This window comes from Streptomyces lusitanus, from assembly GCF_042647945.1.
GTDB classification, from domain to species: Bacteria; Actinomycetota; Actinomycetes; order Streptomycetales; family Streptomycetaceae; genus Streptomyces; species Streptomyces pseudogriseolus.
On sequence record NZ_JBHRWL010000007.1, the window covers coordinates 476490 to 496609 of the forward strand.

General features: G+C 75.4%; 16 protein-coding genes. 9 read left to right on the plus strand and 7 right to left on the minus strand.

Going from position 1 to position 20120, the window contains the following annotated elements; genetic code table 11:
• The first annotated feature begins 40 nt into the window (after positions 1 to 40).
• The 7 genes from ACFOSY_RS14040 to ACFOSY_RS14070 all read left to right on the plus strand — a co-directional run bounded on the left by ACFOSY_RS14040 (position 41) and on the right by ACFOSY_RS14070 (position 9714).
• Complete coding sequence (locus ACFOSY_RS14040) at positions 41 to 2752, plus strand: helix-turn-helix transcriptional regulator (protein ID WP_394307112.1); 2712 nt, start codon at positions 41 to 43, stop codon at positions 2750 to 2752.
• Between the two features lie 143 nt (positions 2753 to 2895).
• Positions 2896 to 4155, plus strand: coding sequence for a PucR family transcriptional regulator (locus ACFOSY_RS14045; RefSeq protein ID WP_394307113.1), 1260 nt, complete (start codon positions 2896 to 2898; stop codon positions 4153 to 4155).
• A gap of 677 nt (positions 4156 to 4832) precedes the next feature.
• On the plus strand, positions 4833 to 5615 hold the full coding sequence (locus ACFOSY_RS14050) for an ABC transporter ATP-binding protein (RefSeq protein ID WP_394307114.1): 783 nt from the start codon (positions 4833 to 4835) through the stop codon (positions 5613 to 5615).
• Positions 5612 to 6415: an ABC transporter ATP-binding protein gene (locus tag ACFOSY_RS14055; protein WP_394307115.1), complete on the plus strand. Its 804-nt coding sequence runs from the start codon at positions 5612 to 5614 to the stop codon at positions 6413 to 6415. The genes ACFOSY_RS14050 and ACFOSY_RS14055 overlap by 4 nt, the downstream gene beginning before the upstream one ends.
• Positions 6412 to 7308, plus strand: coding sequence for a branched-chain amino acid ABC transporter permease (locus ACFOSY_RS14060; RefSeq protein ID WP_006133030.1), 897 nt, complete (start codon positions 6412 to 6414; stop codon positions 7306 to 7308). The genes ACFOSY_RS14055 and ACFOSY_RS14060 overlap by 4 nt, the downstream gene beginning before the upstream one ends.
• Positions 7301 to 8437: a branched-chain amino acid ABC transporter permease gene (locus tag ACFOSY_RS14065; protein WP_394307116.1), complete on the plus strand. Its 1137-nt coding sequence runs from the start codon at positions 7301 to 7303 to the stop codon at positions 8435 to 8437. Before ACFOSY_RS14060 ends, ACFOSY_RS14065 begins: the two co-directional genes overlap by 8 nt.
• The gene (locus ACFOSY_RS14070; protein WP_394307117.1) at positions 8434 to 9714 is read left to right on the plus strand and encodes an ABC transporter substrate-binding protein; all 1281 of its coding nucleotides are present in this window, start codon (positions 8434 to 8436) and stop codon (positions 9712 to 9714) included. Before ACFOSY_RS14065 ends, ACFOSY_RS14070 begins: the two co-directional genes overlap by 4 nt.
• A 50-nt stretch (positions 9715 to 9764) precedes the next feature.
• On the opposite strand, the gene ACFOSY_RS14075 is transcribed toward ACFOSY_RS14070, so the two are convergent.
• On the minus strand, positions 9765 to 10247 hold the full coding sequence (locus tag ACFOSY_RS14075; protein WP_394307118.1) for an MSMEG_6728 family protein: 483 nt from the start codon (positions 10245 to 10247) through the stop codon (positions 9765 to 9767).
• A gap of 93 nt (positions 10248 to 10340) precedes the next feature.
• Positions 10341 to 11384: an L-glyceraldehyde 3-phosphate reductase gene (mgrA, locus tag ACFOSY_RS14080; RefSeq protein WP_394307119.1), complete on the minus strand. Its 1044-nt coding sequence runs from the start codon at positions 11382 to 11384 to the stop codon at positions 10341 to 10343.
• Positions 11385 to 11606: 222 nt separating this feature from the next.
• Here mgrA and ACFOSY_RS14085 point away from each other — a divergent pair, with 222 nt between their 5' ends.
• Complete coding sequence (locus ACFOSY_RS14085; protein ID WP_394307120.1) at positions 11607 to 12146, plus strand: snapalysin family zinc-dependent metalloprotease; 540 nt, start codon at positions 11607 to 11609, stop codon at positions 12144 to 12146.
• 205 nt (positions 12147 to 12351) lie between these two features.
• On the opposite strand, the gene ACFOSY_RS14090 is transcribed toward ACFOSY_RS14085, so the two are convergent.
• From ACFOSY_RS14090 to ACFOSY_RS14110, 5 genes are all read right to left on the minus strand, one after another.
• Positions 12352 to 13674, minus strand: a complete 1323-nt coding sequence (locus ACFOSY_RS14090; RefSeq protein ID WP_394307121.1) for a lipase family protein — start codon at positions 13672 to 13674, stop codon at positions 12352 to 12354.
• A 187-nt stretch (positions 13675 to 13861) separates the two neighbouring features.
• Positions 13862 to 15034: a S1 family peptidase gene (locus ACFOSY_RS14095; RefSeq protein ID WP_394307122.1), complete on the minus strand. Its 1173-nt coding sequence runs from the start codon at positions 15032 to 15034 to the stop codon at positions 13862 to 13864.
• Positions 15035 to 15199: 165 nt separating this feature from the next.
• The gene (locus ACFOSY_RS14100; RefSeq protein ID WP_394307123.1) at positions 15200 to 16918 is read right to left on the minus strand and encodes a SpoIIE family protein phosphatase; all 1719 of its coding nucleotides are present in this window, start codon (positions 16916 to 16918) and stop codon (positions 15200 to 15202) included.
• Positions 16919 to 17090: 172 nt separating this feature from the next.
• Positions 17091 to 18032, minus strand: a complete 942-nt coding sequence (locus ACFOSY_RS14105) for a hypothetical protein (protein ID WP_394307124.1) — start codon at positions 18030 to 18032, stop codon at positions 17091 to 17093.
• Between the two features lie 77 nt (positions 18033 to 18109).
• Positions 18110 to 19426, minus strand: a complete 1317-nt coding sequence (locus ACFOSY_RS14110) for a cation:proton antiporter (RefSeq protein ID WP_394307125.1) — start codon at positions 19424 to 19426, stop codon at positions 18110 to 18112.
• A gap of 101 nt (positions 19427 to 19527) precedes the next feature.
• Here ACFOSY_RS14110 and ACFOSY_RS14115 point away from each other — a divergent pair, with 101 nt between their 5' ends.
• The gene (locus ACFOSY_RS14115) at positions 19528 to 20094 is read left to right on the plus strand and encodes a DUF2269 family protein (protein WP_394307126.1); all 567 of its coding nucleotides are present in this window, start codon (positions 19528 to 19530) and stop codon (positions 20092 to 20094) included.
• Positions 20095 to 20120: the final 26 nt, after the last annotated feature.

The following is a 20120-nucleotide window of genomic DNA, read 5'->3' on the forward strand; positions in this document are numbered from 1 at the left end:
CACCTTCCGCGTGACCTTACGCGTGAGTAAGGTCACGAAAATGACCGGACACACGACCACGCGTCAGCGGCTGACCGCCGAGCTGCTGGACGCGCTGCGCACCGACGGCGGCGTCCGTGTCGTGACCGGTGAACCCGGTTGCGGCCGCACCACGTTCCTCGACCACGCCGCCCGCCTCTTCCGCGCGGGCCCGGTGCGGCACCTCCGTGCCGGCCAGGCGCACGAGCTGGACGACGTCCTCCGGACGGCCACGGCGGCCCGCCCGCTCCTCCTGTGCGTGGACGACGCCCACCTGTGGGACGCGCCGGCACGCGCCGCGCTCGCCCGCACCGCCGCGCGGATCCGGGAGACGGGGGTACGGGCGGCCCTCCTGGTCACCGTCCCCGCCCATCGCCGCGTGGCCCGCGAGCTGGCGGACCTGCCCGTCCTGCGCCTCGGCCCGCTCACCCCCGCGGACGCGGCACCGCTGGTCCGGGACGCCGCGGACGGCGCCGTCGACCCCGCCGTACGGGAGGAACTGATCACGGCGGCCGAGGGCAACCCCGCGCTGCTGCTCGCCCTGGTCCGGCGCCTGTCGCCGGCCCAGCTGAGCGGACGGCGGGCGCTGCCCCCCTTGCTGGTCACCGGTGAGGTGCTGGCCGAGGTGGCCGGCGACCGCCTGCCCGACGACCCCGGCGGCCTGCTGCTGACCACGGCCGCCGCCGCACGGGCGACGGGGGAGGAGGACGCGGACGAGGAACTCGTCCTCCGCGCGTGTCCCTCCGCGTCCGACGGCCCCCTGCCCGACCTGCTGACCCGAGGCGAGGGCCGGCTCCGCTTCCGCAGCGCGCTGATGTTCCGCGCGGTGTACGCCACCGCGCCCCCCGGACACCGGCGCGCCGCGCATCTCGCCCTGGCCGAGGCCGCGACGGAGGCGGACGGCATCCTCCCGCTCCTCCACCGCTCCTGGGCGGTCACCGGCCCCGCCTCCGCCGTGGCGGCCGCACTGACCCGGGCGGCGACCGACCCGGCGTGCACGGCGCCGCCCGCCCTCCGCCGCAGGGCCCTGACCCGCGCGGCCGAACTCACCCCGGACGGGACGGGACGCGCCCGCCTCCACCTCGCCGCCGCGCAGCAGGCACTCCTCGCCGGCCGCACAGCCGACGCCCTGCGCCTGCTGGAGCTGGCGCGCGGCCGTTCCGCGCCCGCGTCGGTGCGCGGCGGCGCGGAGCTGCTGCGCGGCGCGCTACTCCTGGCCGACGGTCCGGTGGAGGACGCCCGGGAGTCCTTCCTGCTGGCGGCGGACCTGTTACCCCCGCCCGCCGCGGCCCGCGCGACGCTCGCCGCGGCGGACGCGGCCTGGTCCGCGGGCGACCCCGCCGCCTGCCTCTCGGCCCTGGCCCCCACCCGCACACCCCCGGCCCTCCCTCTGGCCGAGGCCTGCGTCCGCGTCCCGAGAAGCGGCACACCGACGGCCTCGGACGCCTCTGCGGCACGGGCGGACGCAACGGCATCCCGCACGGCGTGCACCCCGCCCACGAACCCCCCGCCGGACGGCGACCCCTCCCGCGACCACCGCGACGGCCTGCGCGCCGTCCTCCTCGCCCGCTTCGACCTGGCCGCCGCCCCCCTCCGTCGCGTCGTCGACCACGGCCTGCGCGGCAGCGACCCCGACCACCTCCTCCGCTCGGCCGCCGCGGCCCTGATGCTCGGCGACGTCACCTCCGCCCGCCGCGCGGGCGCCCGCGCCCTCGCCGCCGCCCGTACCTCCGGCTCCGCCGCCCTCGAACCGCGCGCCCTCGAATACCTGGCGTACGCCGAACTCCGCGCAGGCCGCCACCAGCTCGCCCGCACCCACGCCGAGGAGGGCCTGCGCACCGCCGCGCGCGCCGGGCAGCGCAACACCGCCGCCCACCACCACGCCGTCCTCGCCCTCGCCGCGTCCATCGAGGGCGAGGCGGACCTCGTGACCGAGCACGCCGAGGCGGCCCTGCGCACCGCCCGCCGCCACGGACTCGCCCAGGCCGCGACCCTCGCCCACTGGGCGGCCGCCCGCGCGGACCTCGGCGCCGGCCGCCCCCGCGAGGCTGCGCAGCGGCTCGGCCCGCTGGTACAACCCGGCGCCCGCCGCGGCCACTTCGCGGTATGGATGCTCGCCGTCCCCTGCTTCGTGGAGGCGGCCGCGTCCGCCGGCCGGCCCCAGCACGCGGCGGCGGTCGTGGAGAGCTTCGCCTTGTGGGCGGCCTGTGGCGCCGACCCGCAGGCCCCCTCCCAACTCCTGCGCTGCCGCGCCCTGCTGGCCGCCCCGGACACCGCCGACGAGCTGTACCGCCGCGCCCTGGACCGGCACGACGACACCGCCGGCGACTTCGAACGCGCCCGCACCGAACTGCTCTACGGCAAGTGGCTGCGCCGCAGACGCCGGCTCCGCGAGGCCCGCACCCGCCTGGAGGAGGCGCGCCTGGGGTTCGAACGCTGCGGCGCCCGCCTGTGGGCGCAGCAGGCCGCCGCCGAACTCCGCGCCGGCGGCGCCGCCCCCGCCGCGGCCCCTGCCGCGCCCCCCTGCCTCGCCCGTCTCACCCCGCAGCAGCTGCGGATCGCCCGGTACGTCGCCGAGGGCGCCACCAACCGTGAGGTGGCCCTCAGCCTCTCCGTGAGCACCCGCACCGTCGACTACCACCTGCGGAACGTGTTCGCCACGCTGGGCCTGCGCTCCCGGGTCGAGCTGGTGCGTCTGGTCGAGCAAGAGGAAAAGACCGGTGCACGACTCTAGGGACCGACCGGACGGTATGCCATCCTTCGGGGCAGGACGAGTCCGACGGCGGCCGGCCCGTGGGCTCCCCGTACCTGCCGGGCGCCGGTACGGGGCCGCCGCACGGGCACCGCCGGGAAGCCCGACCCTGGGGGGAATGCGCGATGCCTCACGCCGTACGGCCACGAACCCTGCTGCGTCCCGGACCCGTGCCCGCACCCCGGTCGCGGACGCCACGCGTGCGGTCGCTGATCGACGCCGACGCGCTGCGCGTGCTGCACCGGGCCGCCCGCGTCCTGCTGGACGACCTGCCGCAGCTCACCGACCGGCTGGTCGCGGTGCTCGAGGAGCAGGAGCCGGCCTACCGCACCGCCGTCGAGGGCGACGCCGCCGCCACCTGGCAGGAGGTGCACCGCTCGCTGCGGCACAGCATCAACTCGCTGCTGGACCCGCGGGGCGCCCGCGACGGGGCGCGCCGCTGCTCCTGGAAGATCGGCGCCACCCGCGCCGAGCAGGGCCTGCCGCTGGACGCGGTGCTGCACGCCTTCCGGCTGGGCGGCTCCCTGGTCTGGCAGGGCCTGGTCGACGAGACGTCCCGGACGGCGCCTGAGGACGTACGGCTGCTGGTGCACGTCGCGTCCGACGTCTGGGACTTCGTCGACGAGCACTGCACGGTCGTCGCCGACGCCTACCGGCAGACCGAGCGCCGGCTGGCGTGGCGGAAGGAGAACAGGGTGCGACTGCTCGCCGCGGCCCTGCTGGACGGCACCAGCAGGATCGCCGACCTGCCCGAGGCGGCGGAGGCGCTCGGCCTGCCCGAGCAGGGCCGGTACGCCGTCGTCGCCGTCGAGGGGACACGGTCAGCCGGCTGTGCGGGCGCCCAGGCGGTCCTGGCCCCGGATGTGCGCGTGCACTGGCACACCGGCGCGGACACCGATCACGGCATCGTCCTCGTCGAGGGCGACGCGGCGGCGATCCTCCCGGACGAACAGCCTCCCGGAGTACGGGTGGGCGTCAGCGGCACGGTCGACGGACTGGCCGCCGTGGGGGAGGCGCGGCGGCTGGCGGACACGGCGCTGCGGCTGTGCCCCGAGGCGGGCGGCACGGTCCGGCTGACCGAGCACCTGCCGGCGGCGCTGGTCGCGTCGAGCCCCGACCTCGCCGCCGCGCTGACCGACCGGCTGCTCGGCCCGCTGGCCGCCCTGGACCCCGCCGAGGCCGAGGTCCTCCTCGACACCCTCGCCACCTGGCTGGCCTGCGACGGCTCCGCCCAGCGGGCAGGCCGCCGCCTCTACTGCCACCGCAACACGGTCCTCAACCGCCTCCGCCGCTACGAACAACTCACCGGCCGCTCCCTCTCCCGCCCCGCGGACCTGGTCGAAACGACCCTGGCCCTGACAGCCCGCAACCTCCTCCACCCCTGACGCGCCCCAAGGGGCGCGGGGAACTGCGCGCCCAGCCCCCACCCGGCCGCACCCGCGCGACAACCGAAAGCGGCTCGCCCCTCGGGCGTTCAGGGGCGCGGGGAACTGCGCGCCCAGCCCCCACTCCGCCGCACCCGCGCGACAACCTAAAGCGGCTCGCCCCCAGGGCGTCCAGGGGCGCGGGGAACTGCGCGCTCAGCCCCCACCCGGCCGCACCCGCGCGTCAACCGAAAGCGGCTCGCCCCTCGGGCGTCCAGGGGCGCGGGGAACTGCGCGCTCAGCCCCCACCCGGCCGCACCCGCGCGTCAACCGAAAGCGGCTCGCCCCCAGGGCGTCCAGGGGCGCGGGGAACTGCGCGCCCAGCCCCCACCCGGCCGCACCCGCGCGACAACCGAAAGCGGCTCGCCCCCAGGGCGTCCAGGGGCGCGGGGAACTGCGCGATCAACCCCCACCACCCCGCCTCCACGCGACAGCCGGAGGCGACTCGCCCCTGGGGCGCGACACAACCCGCCCGCCCGCCTGGGCACCCGCACAACCGACCCCCACCCCCGTTGGGAAACCGCAGCGTGCGGTGCCCCACCGCTGTACCCCCTCCGCACCCCCGTGCTGTCGTAAGCACCCCTCGCCCCATCCCCCGAAGCCGTCGCCGCCCCGCGCGACGACCCCGAGGAGCCGTGATGCCCGAAGCACCACCGGACAACCCGCCCGCACTCCACGTCGAGGACGTCGACGTGACGTACGGCCGCGCGCTGTCCGCCCTCCGCTCCGTGTCCCTGACCGTGCCGCCCGGCGCGGTCGTCGCCCTGCTCGGCGCGAACGGCGCCGGCAAGACCACGCTGCTGCGCGCCGTCTCCGGCACCCTCCGCCTGCACCGCGGCGCGGTCACGGCCGGCCGCATCCGCTACGGCGACACGGTGCTCGACGGCAAGGACCCGGTCGCCGCGGTCCGCGCCGGAGTTGTCCAAGTGCCCGAGGGGCGAAGGGTGTTCGCCGGACTGTCCGTCGACGAGAACCTCCGCTCCGGCGGCCTCGGGCTCGGACGGCGCGGACGCGCCCAGATCCAGGAGGCCCGCGACCGCGTCTTCACGCTCTTCCCCCGGCTCGCCGAACGCACCCACCAGCCGGCGGGACTGCTGTCCGGCGGCGAGCAGCAGATGCTCGCCATCGGCCGCGCCCTGATGGCCGCGCCCCGCCTGCTGCTCCTGGACGAGCCCTCCCTCGGCCTCGCCCCGCAGATGGTGTACCGGATCGCCGAGGTGATCCAGGAGATCAACGCGCAGGGCACCGCCGTGCTCCTCGTCGAGCAGAACGCCGGCATGGCGCTGTCCCTCGCGAGCCACGCCCATGTCCTCGAGGTCGGCGAGACCCGCCTGTCGGGCCCCGCCGAGGAACTCGCCCGCACCGACGCCGTACGCCGCCTGTACCTGGGCGAGACGGCGCAGGACCAGGGGGCCGCGTGAACGACCGCACCACCACCGCACCGCCCGAGCTCGCCGTACGGGACGTGACCGTGCGCTTCGCCGGGCTCACCGCGCTCGACGGGGTGTCCTTCACCGTCGCCCCCGGCTCGGTGCACGCGCTCATCGGGCCCAACGGCGCCGGCAAGTCCACGTGCTTCAACGTGCTGTCCGGGCTGTGCCGGCCCGCCGCCGGCACGGTGACGCTCGGCGGCACGGAACTCACCCGGCTCGCCCCGCACCGCATCGCCGCGCTCGGCGTGGCCCGTACCTTCCAGAACATCGTCACCACCCAGGGCACCGTCGCCGACAACCTGATGCTCGGCCGGCACGCCCTCACCCGGGCCGGCTTCACCGCGAGCGCCCTGCGGCTGCCGGGTGCCCGGCGCGAACAGCGCGAGCACCTCGCCCGCGTCCGGGAGATCGCCGAACTGACCGGTCTCGGCGCCCACTTCGACGCGCCCGTCGGCCTCCTGCCGTACGGCGACCGCAAGCGCGTCGAACTCGCCCGCGCCCTCTGCCTGGAGCCCCGTGTGCTGCTGCTCGACGAACCCGTGGCCGGGATGAACGCCGCCGAACGCGCCCGCACCGCCGAGGTGGTGGGCGAACTGCGCGCCGAACTCGGCCTGTCCGTCGTGCTGGTGGAGCACGACATGGGTCTGGTGATGCGCCTCGCCGACGAGGTCACCGTGCTGGACTTCGGCCGGCCCATCGCGCACGGCACGCCCGACGAGGTCCGCCAGGACCCCGAGGTGCTGCGCGCCTACCTCGGCACCGACGCGACCGGGGAGGACGCGGCATGACGGATCTCCTGGACAGCCTGCTGGGCGGACTGGCCCTCGGCGCGGTGTACGCGCTGGTCGCCCTCGGCTTCGTCGTCATCTTCAAGGCCTCGGGCGTGCTCAACTTCGCCCACGGCTCCCTGCTGCTGTTCGGCGGCTACCTGGTCGCCGTCCTCCACGACGACCTGGGCTTCGCCGGGGCGCTCGCCCTCGCCGTCCTCGCCACGGCCGCCCTGGCCGGGGCGCTGGACCGGTTCCTGCTCCAGCGCGGCGGGCAGGACGCCCACTCCGCGCACGTGCAGACCATCGTCACCATCGGCATCGACATCGTGCTGCTCACCGAACTGGCCCGGCGCATCGGCGGCGATCTGCTGACGCTCGGCGACCCGTGGGGCGACGCGGTGACCGAACTGGGGCCGCTGACCGTCGCGGACAGCCGGCTCGCCGCCATCGCCGTGTCGGCCGTGGTCATCGCCGGGGTCTTCGCCCTGTTCCGGTTCACCTCCTGGGGCCTGTCGCTGCGGGCGGCGGCCGAGGACATGGAGGCCGCCGCGCTGATGGGCGTACGCCTCGGCCGGGTACGGGCGGGCGCCTGGTGCCTGGCGGGCGCGCTCGCCGCGCTGGCCGCGGTGTTCCTCGCCGCGTTCCCCGCGCCGGGGCTGGAGCGCACCACCGGCCAGATCGCGCTCAACGCCTTCCCCGCCGCCATCCTCGGCGGACTGGCGTCCCCGACGGGCGCCCTCGCAGGCAGTCTCGTCATCGGGCTGACCGAGGCGCTCGTCGTCGGCTACCAGTCCGAACTGCACGTCCTCGGCGAGGGGTTCGGCGACGTCGCCCCGTACGCCGTGATGCTGCTCGTGCTCCTCGTGCGGCCCAACGGGCTGTTCGGCGCGAAGGGAGCGGCCCGTGTCTGACCGGATCACCGCGCTCCTCACCCGCCGCCGCGCCACCCTGCTCACGGTCGCCGTGCTGCTGTGCCTGCCGCCGTTCTACCTGGACGCCTTCTGGCTGCGCATCGGCCTGTTCTCCATGGCGGCCGCCATCGGCGCCACCGGCCTCGCCCTGCTCAGCGGGACCGCGGGACAGCTGTCCCTCGGCCACGCCTTCTTCCTCGCCGTCGGCGCGTACGGCTACACCTGGCTGGCCGGCGACCCCGGGCCCGGGCTGCCGACGGCCCTCGCCGTGCCCCTCGCGGTGCTCATGGCGGGCCTCGCCGGCGGGCTGTTCAGTCCCGTCGCCGGCCGGGTCAAGGGCATCTACCTGGGCATCGCCACCCTCGCCCTGGTCTTCCTCGGCCACCACGTCCTGCTGACCGCCGAGTCGGTCACCGGCGGCTTCAACGGCCGCTCCGTGCCCCCGCTCTCGCTCGGCGGCTTCACCTTCGACGCGGCCGACGAACTGACCGTCCTCGGCGTGCCGTTCGGCGCGGAGGAACGGCTGTGGTTCCTGGGCCTGGCGCTGTTCGCGGTCACCTGGTTCACCGCCCGGGGCCTGCTGCGCTCCCGCCCCGGCCGGGCGCTGGCCGCCCTCCGCGACAGCGAGACCGCCGCCGCCGTGATGGGCGTCGACGTGGCCCGGCACCGCTCCGCCGCCTTCGTGGTGTCGTCGATGTACGCCGGCCTCGCCGGGGTGCTGCTGGCGCTCGCCTTCCGCCGGGTGGTGCCCGACTACTTCTCGCTGGTGCTGTCCGTCGACTACCTCGCCATGATCGTCATCGGCGGCCTCGGCTCGGTCGCCGGAGCCACCGCCGGCGCCGTCTTCGTGACCGCCCTGCCGCTGCTGATGACCCGCTACGCCGACCAGCTCCCGCTGGTCGCCGCACCCGGCTCCGCCGAGGGCGCGGTCGGCCCCACCGAGGCCGCCCGCTACCTCTACGGCGCCGCCATCGTCCTCGTCCTGCTGTACGCGCCCGACGGGCTGCACGGAATCGCCCGCCGGGCCCGTGACCGTCTGCGGCGCCGCCGCACCCCGACCCCCGACCCCGCCGTTCCCTCGCCCCCGCCGCCGGCCGCGGCCGCACGACCCAAGGAGCACACCCTGTGAACACCGGACACACCCGCCGCCCCCGGATCCGCGCCGCCTCGGCCGTCCTCGCCGGCACCCTCGCCCTGCTGCTCGCGGCCACCGGATGCAGCTCCAAGGCGGAGGACGGAGACAAGGGCGACGCCGCCGACGGCGTCCGCACCGGGCCCGGCGTCGACGACGACACCATCAGACTCGGCGCCCTCACCGACCTGACCGGCCCCTACGCCACGCTCGGCAAGAGCATCGTGCAGGCCCAGCAGATGTGGGCCGACGAGACCAACGCCAAGGGCGGCATCTGCGACCGCAAGGTGGAGATCGTCGTCAAGGACCACGGCTACGACGTGCAGAAGGCCGTCACCGCCTACGCCGACATCGCCCCCGACGTGGTGGCGCTGCCGCAGGTCATCGGCTCCCCGGTGGTCGCCGCCCTGCTGGACGACATCGAGCGCGACAAGATGCTCACCTTCCCGCAGGCCTGGGCGGCCTCCCTGCTCGGCAAGGACGCCGTCCAGGTGCTCGGCACCACCTACGACGTCGACATGATCGCCGCGGTGGACTTCCTCACCCGCACCAAGGGCCTGAAGAAGGGCGACACCATCGGCCACGTCTACTTCGAGGGCGACTACGGCGCCAACGCCCTGGAGGGCTCCACCTGGGCGGCCGAGCAGGCCGGGATGAAGGTGGCCGGGCAGAAGATCCAGGCCACCGACTCCGATCTGTCGGCGCAGGTGTCGGCGCTGCGCAAGGAGGGCGTCAAGGCCGTCCTGATCAGCGCGGGACCCGCCCAGACGGCCTCCCTGGTGGGCGTCGCCGCCTCGCGCGGGCTGAAGGTTCCCGTGGTCAGCAACGCCCCCGGCTTCGCGCCCCAGCTGATGGAGACGCCGGCCGCGCCCGCCCTCGCCGCCATGCTGAACGTGGTCAGTGCGGCGCCCGCGGTCAGTTCCGACCTGCCCGGGGTGAAGACCATGGTGGCGGCGTACAAGAAGAAGTACCCGGACTCGCCCGTCGACTCCGGCGTGCTGTCCGGCTACAACGCCGCGAAGCTCATCGGCGCCGACCTGGCCAAGGCCTGCGAGGCGGGCGGCCTGACCCGGGAGGACGTCGTCAAGGCGCACCGCTCGCAGTCCGACGCCGACACCGGGCTCGGCACGCCGCAGGACTTCTCCGACGTGAACCGTCCCGCGAGCACCGAGACGTACGTGCTCAAGCCGGACGCGAAGGCGGTCGGCGGCGTGGTGAACGCCGAGGACGCGCACACCGCCCCCGGCGTCGAGGAGTACCTCTCCGGCCGCTGAGGCATGGATGACGCCCCGGCGCGCCTTCCACGAGGGAGGCGCGCCGGGGCTCAGCCGGCCGCGGCCTCCGGGTCACGGTCGGAGGACGGCCAGAAGTAGGGCAGGTCGTCGGGCTCGTCGGGGAACAGCCCCCGGTAGACGTCCGGGTCCTTGCGCACCAGCGCCGAGCGGTGACTGCGGTGCACGGCCTCGTCGCCGAGCCACGGCGGCAGCTCACCGGCCCGGGCCAGCTCGTCCTGGTCGCGCACCGGCGCCCCGGGCCGGACCGAGGCCAGGTCGGCGACCAGGGTGGCCGCACAGCTGTCCTGGTGACCCCGCTCGCGCCAGACCCGGCAGATCTCCAGGCCGTAGCGCACCAGCGCCTCCTCGTAGCCCGTCCACATGCGCACCGCGGGATGGCGGCGCCAGCCGTAGCCCGGCACGATCAGCCCGCGCAGCACCTGGAGCGCCTCGACCCGCTGCTTGCCGAGCCGCTTGCGGTCCAGGACCAGCGCGGTTCCGCAGAAGTCGGGGTAGGGGAGGAAGGTCTGCACGGGGGCCGTCCGGGAGGTGGGGGGCCGAGCGGGTCTGCTGCACCTCAGTTCCCAGAACCGGGCGGGGCACACCTCACTCCGCCCGGCCGCGGGTCAGCCGAGCGCGCCGAGCCGGGCGTCCCGCCACAGGTCGACGCCGCCGTCCGTGGCGAGCGCGTCGATCTCGGCCAGCTCCTCGGCGGTGAAGTCGAGGTTGTCCAGCGCGGCCACGTTCTGCTCCAGCTGCTCGGGGCGTGAGGCGCCGATGACCAGCGACGTCACCCGCGGGTCGCGCAGCGCCCAGGCCAGCGCCAGCTGCGCCAGGGTCTGCCCGCGCCGGGCCGCGACGTCGTTCAGCGCCCGCAGCCTGCGCAGCATGTCGTCCGTCAGCCAGCCCGCGTCGAACGAGGTGCCCGCCGCGGCCCGCGAGTCCTCCGGCACGCCGTCCAGGTAGCGTCCGGTGAGCAGCCCCTGCGCCAGGGCGGTGAACCCGATGACGCCGAAGCCCTCCTCGTCGGCCACGTCCAGCAGCCCGTCCGTCTCGATCCAGCGGTTGAGCATGTTGTACGACGGCTGGTGGATCAGCAGCGGGGTGCCCAGGTCACGCAGGATCTCCGCCGCCTGACGGCTGCGCTCGGCGTCGTACGAGGAGATGCCGACGTAGAGCGCCTTGCCCTGCCGCACCGCGGTGTCCAGGGCGCCCATGGTCTCCTCGAGCGGCGTGGTGGCGTCCAGCCGGTGCGAGTAGAAGATGTCCACGTAGTCCAGGCCCATCCGCTTCAGGGACTGGTCCAGGGACGCCAGCAGGTACTTCCGGGAGCCGCCGCCCTGGCCGTAGGGGCCGGGCCACATGTCCCAGCCGGCCTTGGTGGAGATCACCATCTCGTCCCGGTAGGGCGCCAGGTCGCGCCGCATCAGCCGGCCGAAGTTGATCTCGGCGGAGCCGTAGGGCGGGCCGTAGTTGTTGGCCAGGTCGTGGTGGGTGATGCCCAGGTCGAAGGCGCGCAGCGCGATGGCCCGCTGGCTCTCGAAGGACCGGTCGTCACCGAAGTTGTGCCAGTAGCCGAGCGACAGCAGGGGCAGGTCCAGCCCCGAGCGGCCGGTGCGCCGGTAGCGCATGGCGCCGTCGTAGCGGTCGGGGGCGGCGAGGTGATTCATCGGTGCGGTCTCCGGTGGTCGTGCGGGGTGTCCCGTGGGACGGTGTTGCTCCTGGGCCCACAGTGCCCCCGAGTGATCCGGAAGTCCAACCGGTACGTCGCATGGGACTGAGCGGCGGGACTTCTGAATCGCCGGGGTCCGGTGATTGACCGGCCGGGCGGCGGGAAGCCGCTCCGGAGCGGCACTCCGACCGCCGCGTATTCCCCCCACAGGAGGTCGACCATGCGGATCCGTACGCTCACCGGCGCCGTGGCCGCCGTGCTCGTCCTGTCCGGACCCGTCGTGGGCGGGCAGGCCGAGGCCGTGAGGACGGCGGACACGGCGGCGCCCGCGGGGGACACCCGGGTGCTCACCTACGACACCAGCCGCGCCGGGGAGTTCGCGTCCGCGGTCGACCGGGGTGCGGCGGTGTGGAACGACAGCGTGGACGCGGTGGAGCTGCGGCCGGTGAAGTCCGGCGATTCCGCGGACATCCGGATCGTCGTCGACGAGGGCTGGCCGCGCTCCGTGCCCGGGAGCCTGGGCAACGGCACCGTGTACTTCGGCCGGGAGGCGGTGGCGGAGGGGCACAACACGGTCCGGATAGCCGCCCACGAACTCGGTCACATGCTGGGCCTGCCGGACCGCAAGCCGGGCCCGTGCTCCAGCCTGATGTCCGGCGCCAGCGCCGGGCCGTCCTGCACGTCCGCCCTGCCGAACGCGGCCGAACGGGCGGAGGTCGAGCAGAAGTTCGAACGCGCCCCCGCCGGGCTGTTCGCGTGACCGATGTGACGGCTGAGGCGATTACCGCTATGGTTGTCTCAGGTCAAGGCGAGGACGAACCTCCGCCGCCCGACCGTGCGTTGGTGGTCCAAGGAAAGACGCCCCGCTTCCTGCGGGGAGATGCAGGTGCAAGGCCTGCCCGGCGCTCCGCTCCACGAGCCCCGTCCCGCAGCAGCGGGACGGGGCTCGTGCCGTTGTGCGGTGTTCACGGCTGCGCGGGCAGCATCCGGCAGGTGGAGCGCGCGGCCTTGCCCGCGAGCCGGTCGGCCAGCCAGTCCACCGCGTCGCCCTGGTCGGTCAGCAGCGGCACCAGGTGGTTGGTGATCAGCTTGTCGCCCAGGTTCGGCAGCCTGACCGCCTTGTAGGTGACGTCGGCGCCCTTCTCGCACCAGTCCACGGCCAGTTGCCGCGCCTGCGCGTGCGGCACGATGTCGTCCCGCACGCCCGTCGCCACCCGGACCGGGCCGGTGGGCCGCAGCCGGCCGAGGCGCTGGTCGTCCAGCACGGCCTGGGCGGCGGGCTCGCCGGCGATGATCTCGCCGACGGACTTCCCGCTCTTCGTCCACCTGCTGCTCCTGGTGAAGCCGTAGCCCAGGATCGCGTCGCCCACGCAGGTGGTGGAGATGTCCTTCAGCGCCTTGCGTCCGGCGTCGTTCAGGTTCGCCTCGACGACGTCCCGCAGCGCCGGCGCTGCCTGCGCGAAACCGTTGATGGACCAGCCCAGCGCACCGGCCAGCGCGCTGCCGTCGATGCCCTTCGTCACCTCCGTCAGATCGGCGGGCGGCGCACCGCTGTAGGTGCCGGCGAGCGGGACGTCGGGCGCGTAGGAGCGCTGGAGTTCGGCCGCGGCGGCACTGGCCCCGCCGCCCTGGCTGTAGCCGTACATCCCCACCCGGGAGGCGGCGGTGACGGACGCGCCGGGCGCGGAGCGCGCCGCGCGGGCCGCGTCCAGCATGGCGTGGCCCTCGTCGACGCGGTTGACGTAGGTGTGCAGCCGGTCGGTGGCGCCGAGGCCGACGTAGTCGGTGACGACGACCGCCGCGCCGGTGGCGAGCAGCCGGTACACGGCGAGGGTCTCGTAGCCGAACGAGACGGTGCGCCCGGTGAGGGTCAGCGGGTGCTCCAGAGCGAGGGAGGCCGCGCACTGGTCGCCCTGGCCCATGGTGCCCGGGCCGACGACGACCAGGGGGCGCGGTCCGGCGCCCTTCCAGTTCGCGGACGGCTCGATGTAGGCGCCGGTGACGGCCACCGGCTCGCCGTTCGAGTCGGTCGAGGTGTACATCAGGCGGGTGGCCGTGCCCGGCAGCCGGCGGCCGCCCAGGCCGGGCAGGCTCAGCCCGAGGCGCAGGGGCTCGTGGCGGATCAGCTCGCCGTTGCCCGGCGGGAGTTCGGCGGGCGGGGTGTAGAAGGCGGGGATGGTGACGCCGCGCGACACGACGGGGTCGGCCGCCGCGGCGGGCGACGCGGACGCGCACACGCAGGCCGTCGTCGCGACGACGGTGGTCAGCACGCTGCTGATACGGCTCACGGCTTGCTCCTCGCTGCGGCTGCGGAAGATGAAGCCGAAAACTAACAGCGCTCACTTACCGCTGGTAACCCACGAGTAAGTTACGGACCGGTAACTCTTGTGAACGCCGGACCGTCGAGCGTCCGCACAGCGCAAGGAGCGGGCCCCGCCGGGGAGTTCGGCGAGGCCCGCTCGTGTGCGAGGTGTGTCAGGCCGTGTGCAGCGTCAGCCCGTAGCGGTTGAGGATCTCGTTGACCGGCTGGAACCAGGTCTCGCCCCCGCCGGAGCAGTTGCCCCAGCCGCCGGAGGTGACGCCCTGCGCCTGGTCGCCGCTGATGAACGAGCCGCCCGAGTCACCGGGTTCGGCGCAGACGCTGGTCTTCGTCATCTGGTGCACCGCGCCCTGGCTGTAGTTCACGGTCTCGTTCTTGGCCAGCACGTTGCCGCAGTGCCAGTGGGTCGTGGAGCCCGAACGGCAGATCGAGGCGCCGATCGGGGCCTCGTTCGAGCCGCGCACCAACTGGTCCGACACGGTGCCCCAGCCGAGCACCACCGGCACGGTCCACCAGCCGCTGCCCACGTTCACCCAGGCGTAGTCGTTGTCCGGGAACGAGGAGCCCTGGAAGTTCCCGATGTACGAGCCGTCCCAGCCACGCACCTCCTGGCCCGCGCCCCCGCAGTGCCCGGCGGTGACGAAGCCGCCGTGCACCGAGAAGCCTATGGAACAGCGGACGTTGCCCGTGTAGTACGGGTCGCCGCCGACCGTGCCCGCGGCGAACGTGGACGGGACGTCCGTCACCGTCCGCACGGTCACCGGGCCGGCCGCGCGGGCCTTGCGCACGAAGGCGCGGACATCGTTGTCGGCCTGCCGGTCGTCGACCACGTTCACCACGACCGCGTTGGCGGCCGGGTCCACGGCCCAACTGGCCACACCGGCCGGGGCGTCGAGACGGTCGAGGCGGGACTTGGCCGTGTTCAGCTGCCGTTCGGTGTGCGCGACGGTGCGGACGGCGGCACCGGACTTCCGCAGGGTGCGTACGGTCGTGGCGTCGGCGTCCGGGGTGACGGCGACGGTCAGCTTGCCGCTCCGCGCGTCGAACCAGGAGCCGCCGTAGGCGGATCCGGCGGTCTTGCGGGCCTTGGGCGCCAGCGCGGTGGCCCGGCTCTCGGCGGCCAGCCGGTCCTCCGCCTCGGCGCGGGTCAGGCCGAAGTCGCGCTGCATCGCGTCGAGCAGCCCCAGGGAGGCGGGCGCGGAGGTGTCGGCCGCGGCGGAGGCGGGGGCCTCCTGCGCCGAGGCGGGGAGTGTGCCGGCTGCGGCCCAGCTGCCGATCAGCAGCGCTGCGGCCACGGCCGCATGCGTGAGCCCGGTGCGTCGTCTCATGGAAGGTCGCCCTTCGTCGTTCCAGCAAAGGTGGGGGTGGAACACACGCGTCTGAGAGCGCTCTCGAACGAGTCGGGGCGAAGCTTAGCGAATTGATCATGGCAGGTCTATGCCAAGTTTCCGGCCGGGTGGCCGACGGCCGGTCCTGGGACGTCCCGGGAGCCGCTACTCCACGGGGACGCGCACCGTGAGCAGGGCCACGTCGTCGTCGTTGCCGGCCGGGCGGGTCCGCTCCAGCACCAGGTCGGTGAACCGGGCCGGCGAATGCTCCGCCAGGGCGGCCGCGTTCTCGCGCAGCAGCTCCAGCCCCTCGTCCAGGGACCGGCTCGGCTCCTCGATCAGACCGTCCGTGTAGAACAACAGCGTGGCCCCGGGCGGCACTTCGGTCTCCTCGTCGGGGCGCGGACGGTCCAGGCCGGTGCCGAGCAGCATGCCGTGCCCGCCGGTGAGGAAACGCGCCTCGCCGTCCCGGGTGACCAACAGCGGGGGAGGGTGGCCCGCGTTGGTCCACGACAGCGTCCACCGTCCGTCGTCCGTACGGGACATGCGGGCGAACAGCAGGGTCGCCATGGTGACGTCGGTGATGTGCGCGGCCGCCCGGTCCAGTCCGGAGACGATGGCGCTGGGCGGGTCCTCCTGCGCCCACGCGTAGGCCCGCAGCACGTTGCGCATCTGCGCCATGCCCGCCGCCGCGTCCAGGTCGTGCCCGACGACGTCCCCGACGGCCAGCGCCGTCGCCCCGTTCGACAGCACGAACGCGTCGTACCAGTCGCCGCCCACCTGCGAGGCGTCCGGCGCGGCCAGGTACCGGGCGCTCATCTCCAGGCCTGGCACGTGCGGCAGCTGCGGCAGCAGATGGCGCTGCATGGTCTCGGCGACCGTGCGCTGACGCTCGTAGAGCCGGGCGTTGTCCAGCGCCAGACCGGCCCGCCGGCAGATGTCCTCCAGCAGCGGCAGGTCGTCCGTGGTGAACGCCTCCGGCTGCTCGGCGCGGCCCAGGGTCAGGGCGCCCAGCACCTCGCGCACGCCCCGTATCGGCGCGACGGCCGCCGAGTGGATGCCGGACTCGGCGAAGAGGCGGCCCTGCTCCGCCGCGAGCGGGGAGGAGTCCGCCGCCGCGTGCGGGGAGGGCCCGGCCAGTGCGGGGGAGACCCCGCGCAGCGCCCGCGCCAGAGGCAGCAGCGAGTCCTCCGGGACGGGGGAGAGGGGCCCTTCGAGGTCCTCGCGCCGCAGCAGGTCGCCGTGGACCGCGTGGACCACGGTCGACCGGTGCACCCGGCCGTGCTCGGTGACCAGGTCGACGACCGCCCAGTCGGCGAGCTGCGGCACGACCAGCCGCACCAGCCTGCGCAGCGCCTGCCCGACGTCCAGGGTGGCGGTCAGCTGGGTGGTGGTCTCCGCCAGCAGGGCCAGCCGCTCCAGCTCGGGCAGCGGGCTGCCGAACCGGGTGCCCGGGGTGCGGGTCTCCTCCGGGTCGCGCGGCGCGTGGAACAGCACCAGCGTGCGGGCCGCCCCGTCGTCCGTGCGGCACGGGGTGACCAGCCAGGACACCGGGACGAGGGACCCGTCGCCGCGTTCGAACCACTCCTCCTCCGACTGCACCGTGCGGCCCGCCATGTAGGCCTGGCGCATCCCGCACTGGGCGCGCGGCAGGGTGGCGCCGTACCGGCTGCGGTGCAGCAGCTCGTGCGCGTCACGGCCGAGGAAGTCCGCGGCCGGCCGCCCCAGCAGCTTCTCGGCCGCCGCGTTCACGGCCACGACCGCGCCCTGCGCGTCCACCACGTACGCCCCGGTGTCGAAGGACGCCAGCAGCGAGACCGCCGACGCCGGAACGGTGGGGGCCACTGCGCCGCCCGCCGTGTCCCGCGTGTCGTCGTCCCTCATCCCGCGCCCCCCGTCCGCCGGGCGGCGCGCTCCCGCTCCGTCACGTGACGCACCTCCCGTGCTCCGCTCCGTCCGGGCGCCCCCGCCCGGCCGGCTCCGCGGGCGGGCGCGGCCCCCGGGTACCCGGAGACCCGCACCTGTCTCTCCCCGCCCTGCCGTCTCGTGTGCCCCGTCACGCCTCGCCCCTCTCCGCCCGTTCCGCCTTGTCGGCCGAGCGCGCGGCGGCGGCCGCCTCGCGCTCGGCCCCCGCCAGGTCCTCCGCCGCCGCCCGGTCGCGTTCGCGCGCCTCGCCGAGCCCGGCACGCGCCCGCTCCCGTTCCGTACGCGCCTGCGCGAGCTGCTCCTCCAGGGCGGCCACCCGCTCTCCGGCCTTCCGCTCCCGCTCACCGGCCTCCTCCAGCGCCGCCGCGGCAGCCTCGCGGGCCCCGCGCCGCTCCCGCAGCCGCTCCTCGGCGGCCCGCAGTTCCTCCCGGGCCCGTGCCGCGCGCTCCTCCCGCTCCGCGCGCCGCCGCTCGGCCGCCGCGTCCTGCTTCCGCGCCGCCGTGTCCCCGCGCGGCGTCCGGGCGGGCGCGGGCCCGGGGCGGGGCGGCGCGGCGGCGACCGCCTCCGCGCCGAACTCCGAGGGCGGGGTCAGCACCCCTTCCACCCGCCCCGCCTCCCACACCGCGGCCGCCTCCGGGTCGGCGAGGACGGCCCGCAGCGTCGTCTCGACGTCCCGCTGCACCGCGTCCGACAGCGGATGGCCCGCCTCCCGGGCCAGCGCCGCCGCCTGCCGCGACATCTCGGAGACGATGCGCCGCCGCTGCGCCGACAGCTCCTTCAGACCGCCCGGGTCGAGCGTGGCGTACGCCTCCCGCAGCGCCCGCCCCAGCTCCAGGAACCGCCGCGCCTCGTCGGGCCGCGACCGCCGCAGCAGGTTCGCGGCCCAGCCGGCGAGGGTGGGGCGGCGGGCGGCGTGGATACGGCGGGCGTCCTGGGCGCGGCGCTCGGTCCGGGCCCGCGCCGCGCGTTCCTCCCGCCGGGCGACGAAGTCCGACGGCGGCAGCGCGTACAGCTCGTCGAGGACCGCCTCGACGTCGTCCCCGGGGGCGGGCCGCCCGTCCTCGCGCCGCATGATCCCCACACAACACCGAACCCGGCGGACCCGCACATCGGGACGGACCGCCCGCCGGGCGGTCCGGGACCGGGCGTTCACAGGCGCTCGCCCGCCACTTCGTGGTCGTCGGGATCCGGCCCGGCGCCGCGCGCCTTGGCGCGGTGCAGCCGCAGCCGGTCCAGGCGGGAGACGACGGGCGTGGCGCTCACCCCGTGCAGCACCACCGAGGCGAGCACCGTGAACGTCACCACCGCCCACAGCACCTCGGCCGGCACCCCGAAGTCGTGCGAGGCCAGCGCGTACGCCAGGTAGAACAGGGAGCCGATGCCCCGGACGCCGAAGAACGCGGTGACCACCCGCTCCCGCGGGCCCGCCGCCGCGCCGAGCTGGGCGACCCACCCCGTCACCGGGCGGACGACGAGCAGCAGCGCCACGCCCACCAGCGCGCCCTGCCAGCTGAGCGGGGCCAGCCCGCCCTGCGCGACGAACGCCCCCAGCAGGAACAGCAGCACGGCCGTCAGCAGCCGCTCGATCTGCTCCACGAAGTCGTGCATCACCGTGTGGTACCCGTGCGAGCGCTCCGCCGCGCGGATCCGGCACGCGGTGACGAACACCGCCACGAAGCCGTACCCGTGCACCAGCTCCGTCACCCCGTACGCGAGGAACGTCGCGCCGAGCGCCACGAACCCCTCGCTGTGCTCCGACAGCCGCATCGCCCGCCACTTCGCCCGGAAGAACAGCCGCCCCAGCAGCGCCCCGACGGCCAGCCCCGCGGCCACGCCCGCCGTGCACTTGTAGAGCACCTCGACCAGCAGCCAGTGGCCGACGCCGCCGCCGGTGACGTTCCCGCCGGCGGCGGCCAGGGCCATCGCGGCGGCGACGAACGGGAAGGCGAGCCCGTCGTTCAGCCCCGCCTCACCGGTCAGGGTGAAGCGGACCTCGTCCTCGTCGTGCTCCGCGTCCGTCGGCTCGCCGACGCGCACCTCCGAGGCGAGCACCGGGTCGGTCGGCGCGAGCACCCCCGCCAGCAGCAGCGCGGTCGCCGCCGGCCAGCCCAGCAGGCCCCAGGCGAGGGCGGCGACGGCGGCCATGGTCAGCGGCATCGTGATGCCGAGCTGCCGCCACACCCCCTGCCAGCTGGCGAACCCGAAGGGCCGGTTCAGCGCCAGGCCCGCGCCCATGAGGGAGAGCACCACGCAGATCTCCGCCAGGTGCTCCACCCACACCCCGTCGGCCACCGGGTCGATCTCCGGCAGCGGAAGCGGCAGCAGCTGGACGGCGACGCCCAGGGCCAGGAACACCAGGGGCAGCGACAGCGGCCTGCGGGCCAGCAGCCGCGGCAGCGCGGCCGCGCCCAGGGCCACCACGCCGAGGAGCGCGAAGAGGAAGTCTGCTGTGGTCACCGCTGACATGTGCCCCCGCCCGCGGCTCCGTACGCAGCGGGCGTGCGGGAAGTGCGGGGACCCTCGTCACGTACGCCCGTGTCGGTACGCGGGGTTACTCCCGCCGTGGGATGTCCGCGCGGGGCCGGCCCGGCACCGTGGACGGCGTGAAACTCCACCGCCCCGCACGCCGGGCCTTCCTCGTCGTCCATGTCGTCGCCTCCGCCGGCTGGCTGGGGCTCTCCGCCGGGCTGCTCGCCCTCGGCCTGGCCGCGAACACCACCGGGTCGGCCGCCACGCTGGAGGCGGCCGTGCGCTCGATGAAGCTGTTCGCCGACTGGCTGCTGCTGCCGGTCGCCCTGCTGACCCTGGCCAGCGGCCTGGTCCTGTCCCTGGGCACGCCCTGGGGGCTGGCCCGGCACCGCTGGGTGTGGACGAAGTTCTGGCTGACCCTCGCCACCACCACGGCGACCGTCTTCGCCCTGCGGCCCGGCGTGAACGAGGCGGTCTCGGCGGTGTCCGCGGGGCACCCGCTGCCGGACGGCGGCGACGTCCTCTTCGGGCCGATCGTCTCCCTGTCCGCCTACGTCTTCATGACGGTGATCTCGGTCCTCAAGCCCTGGGGCCTGACCCGCCGCGGCAGGCGCCTGCGGGAGTCGACCCGCAGGCGGACGCCCGCCGAGCCCGCCCGCGTCTGACGGGCGGGACCGGCGGGCGGACGCCT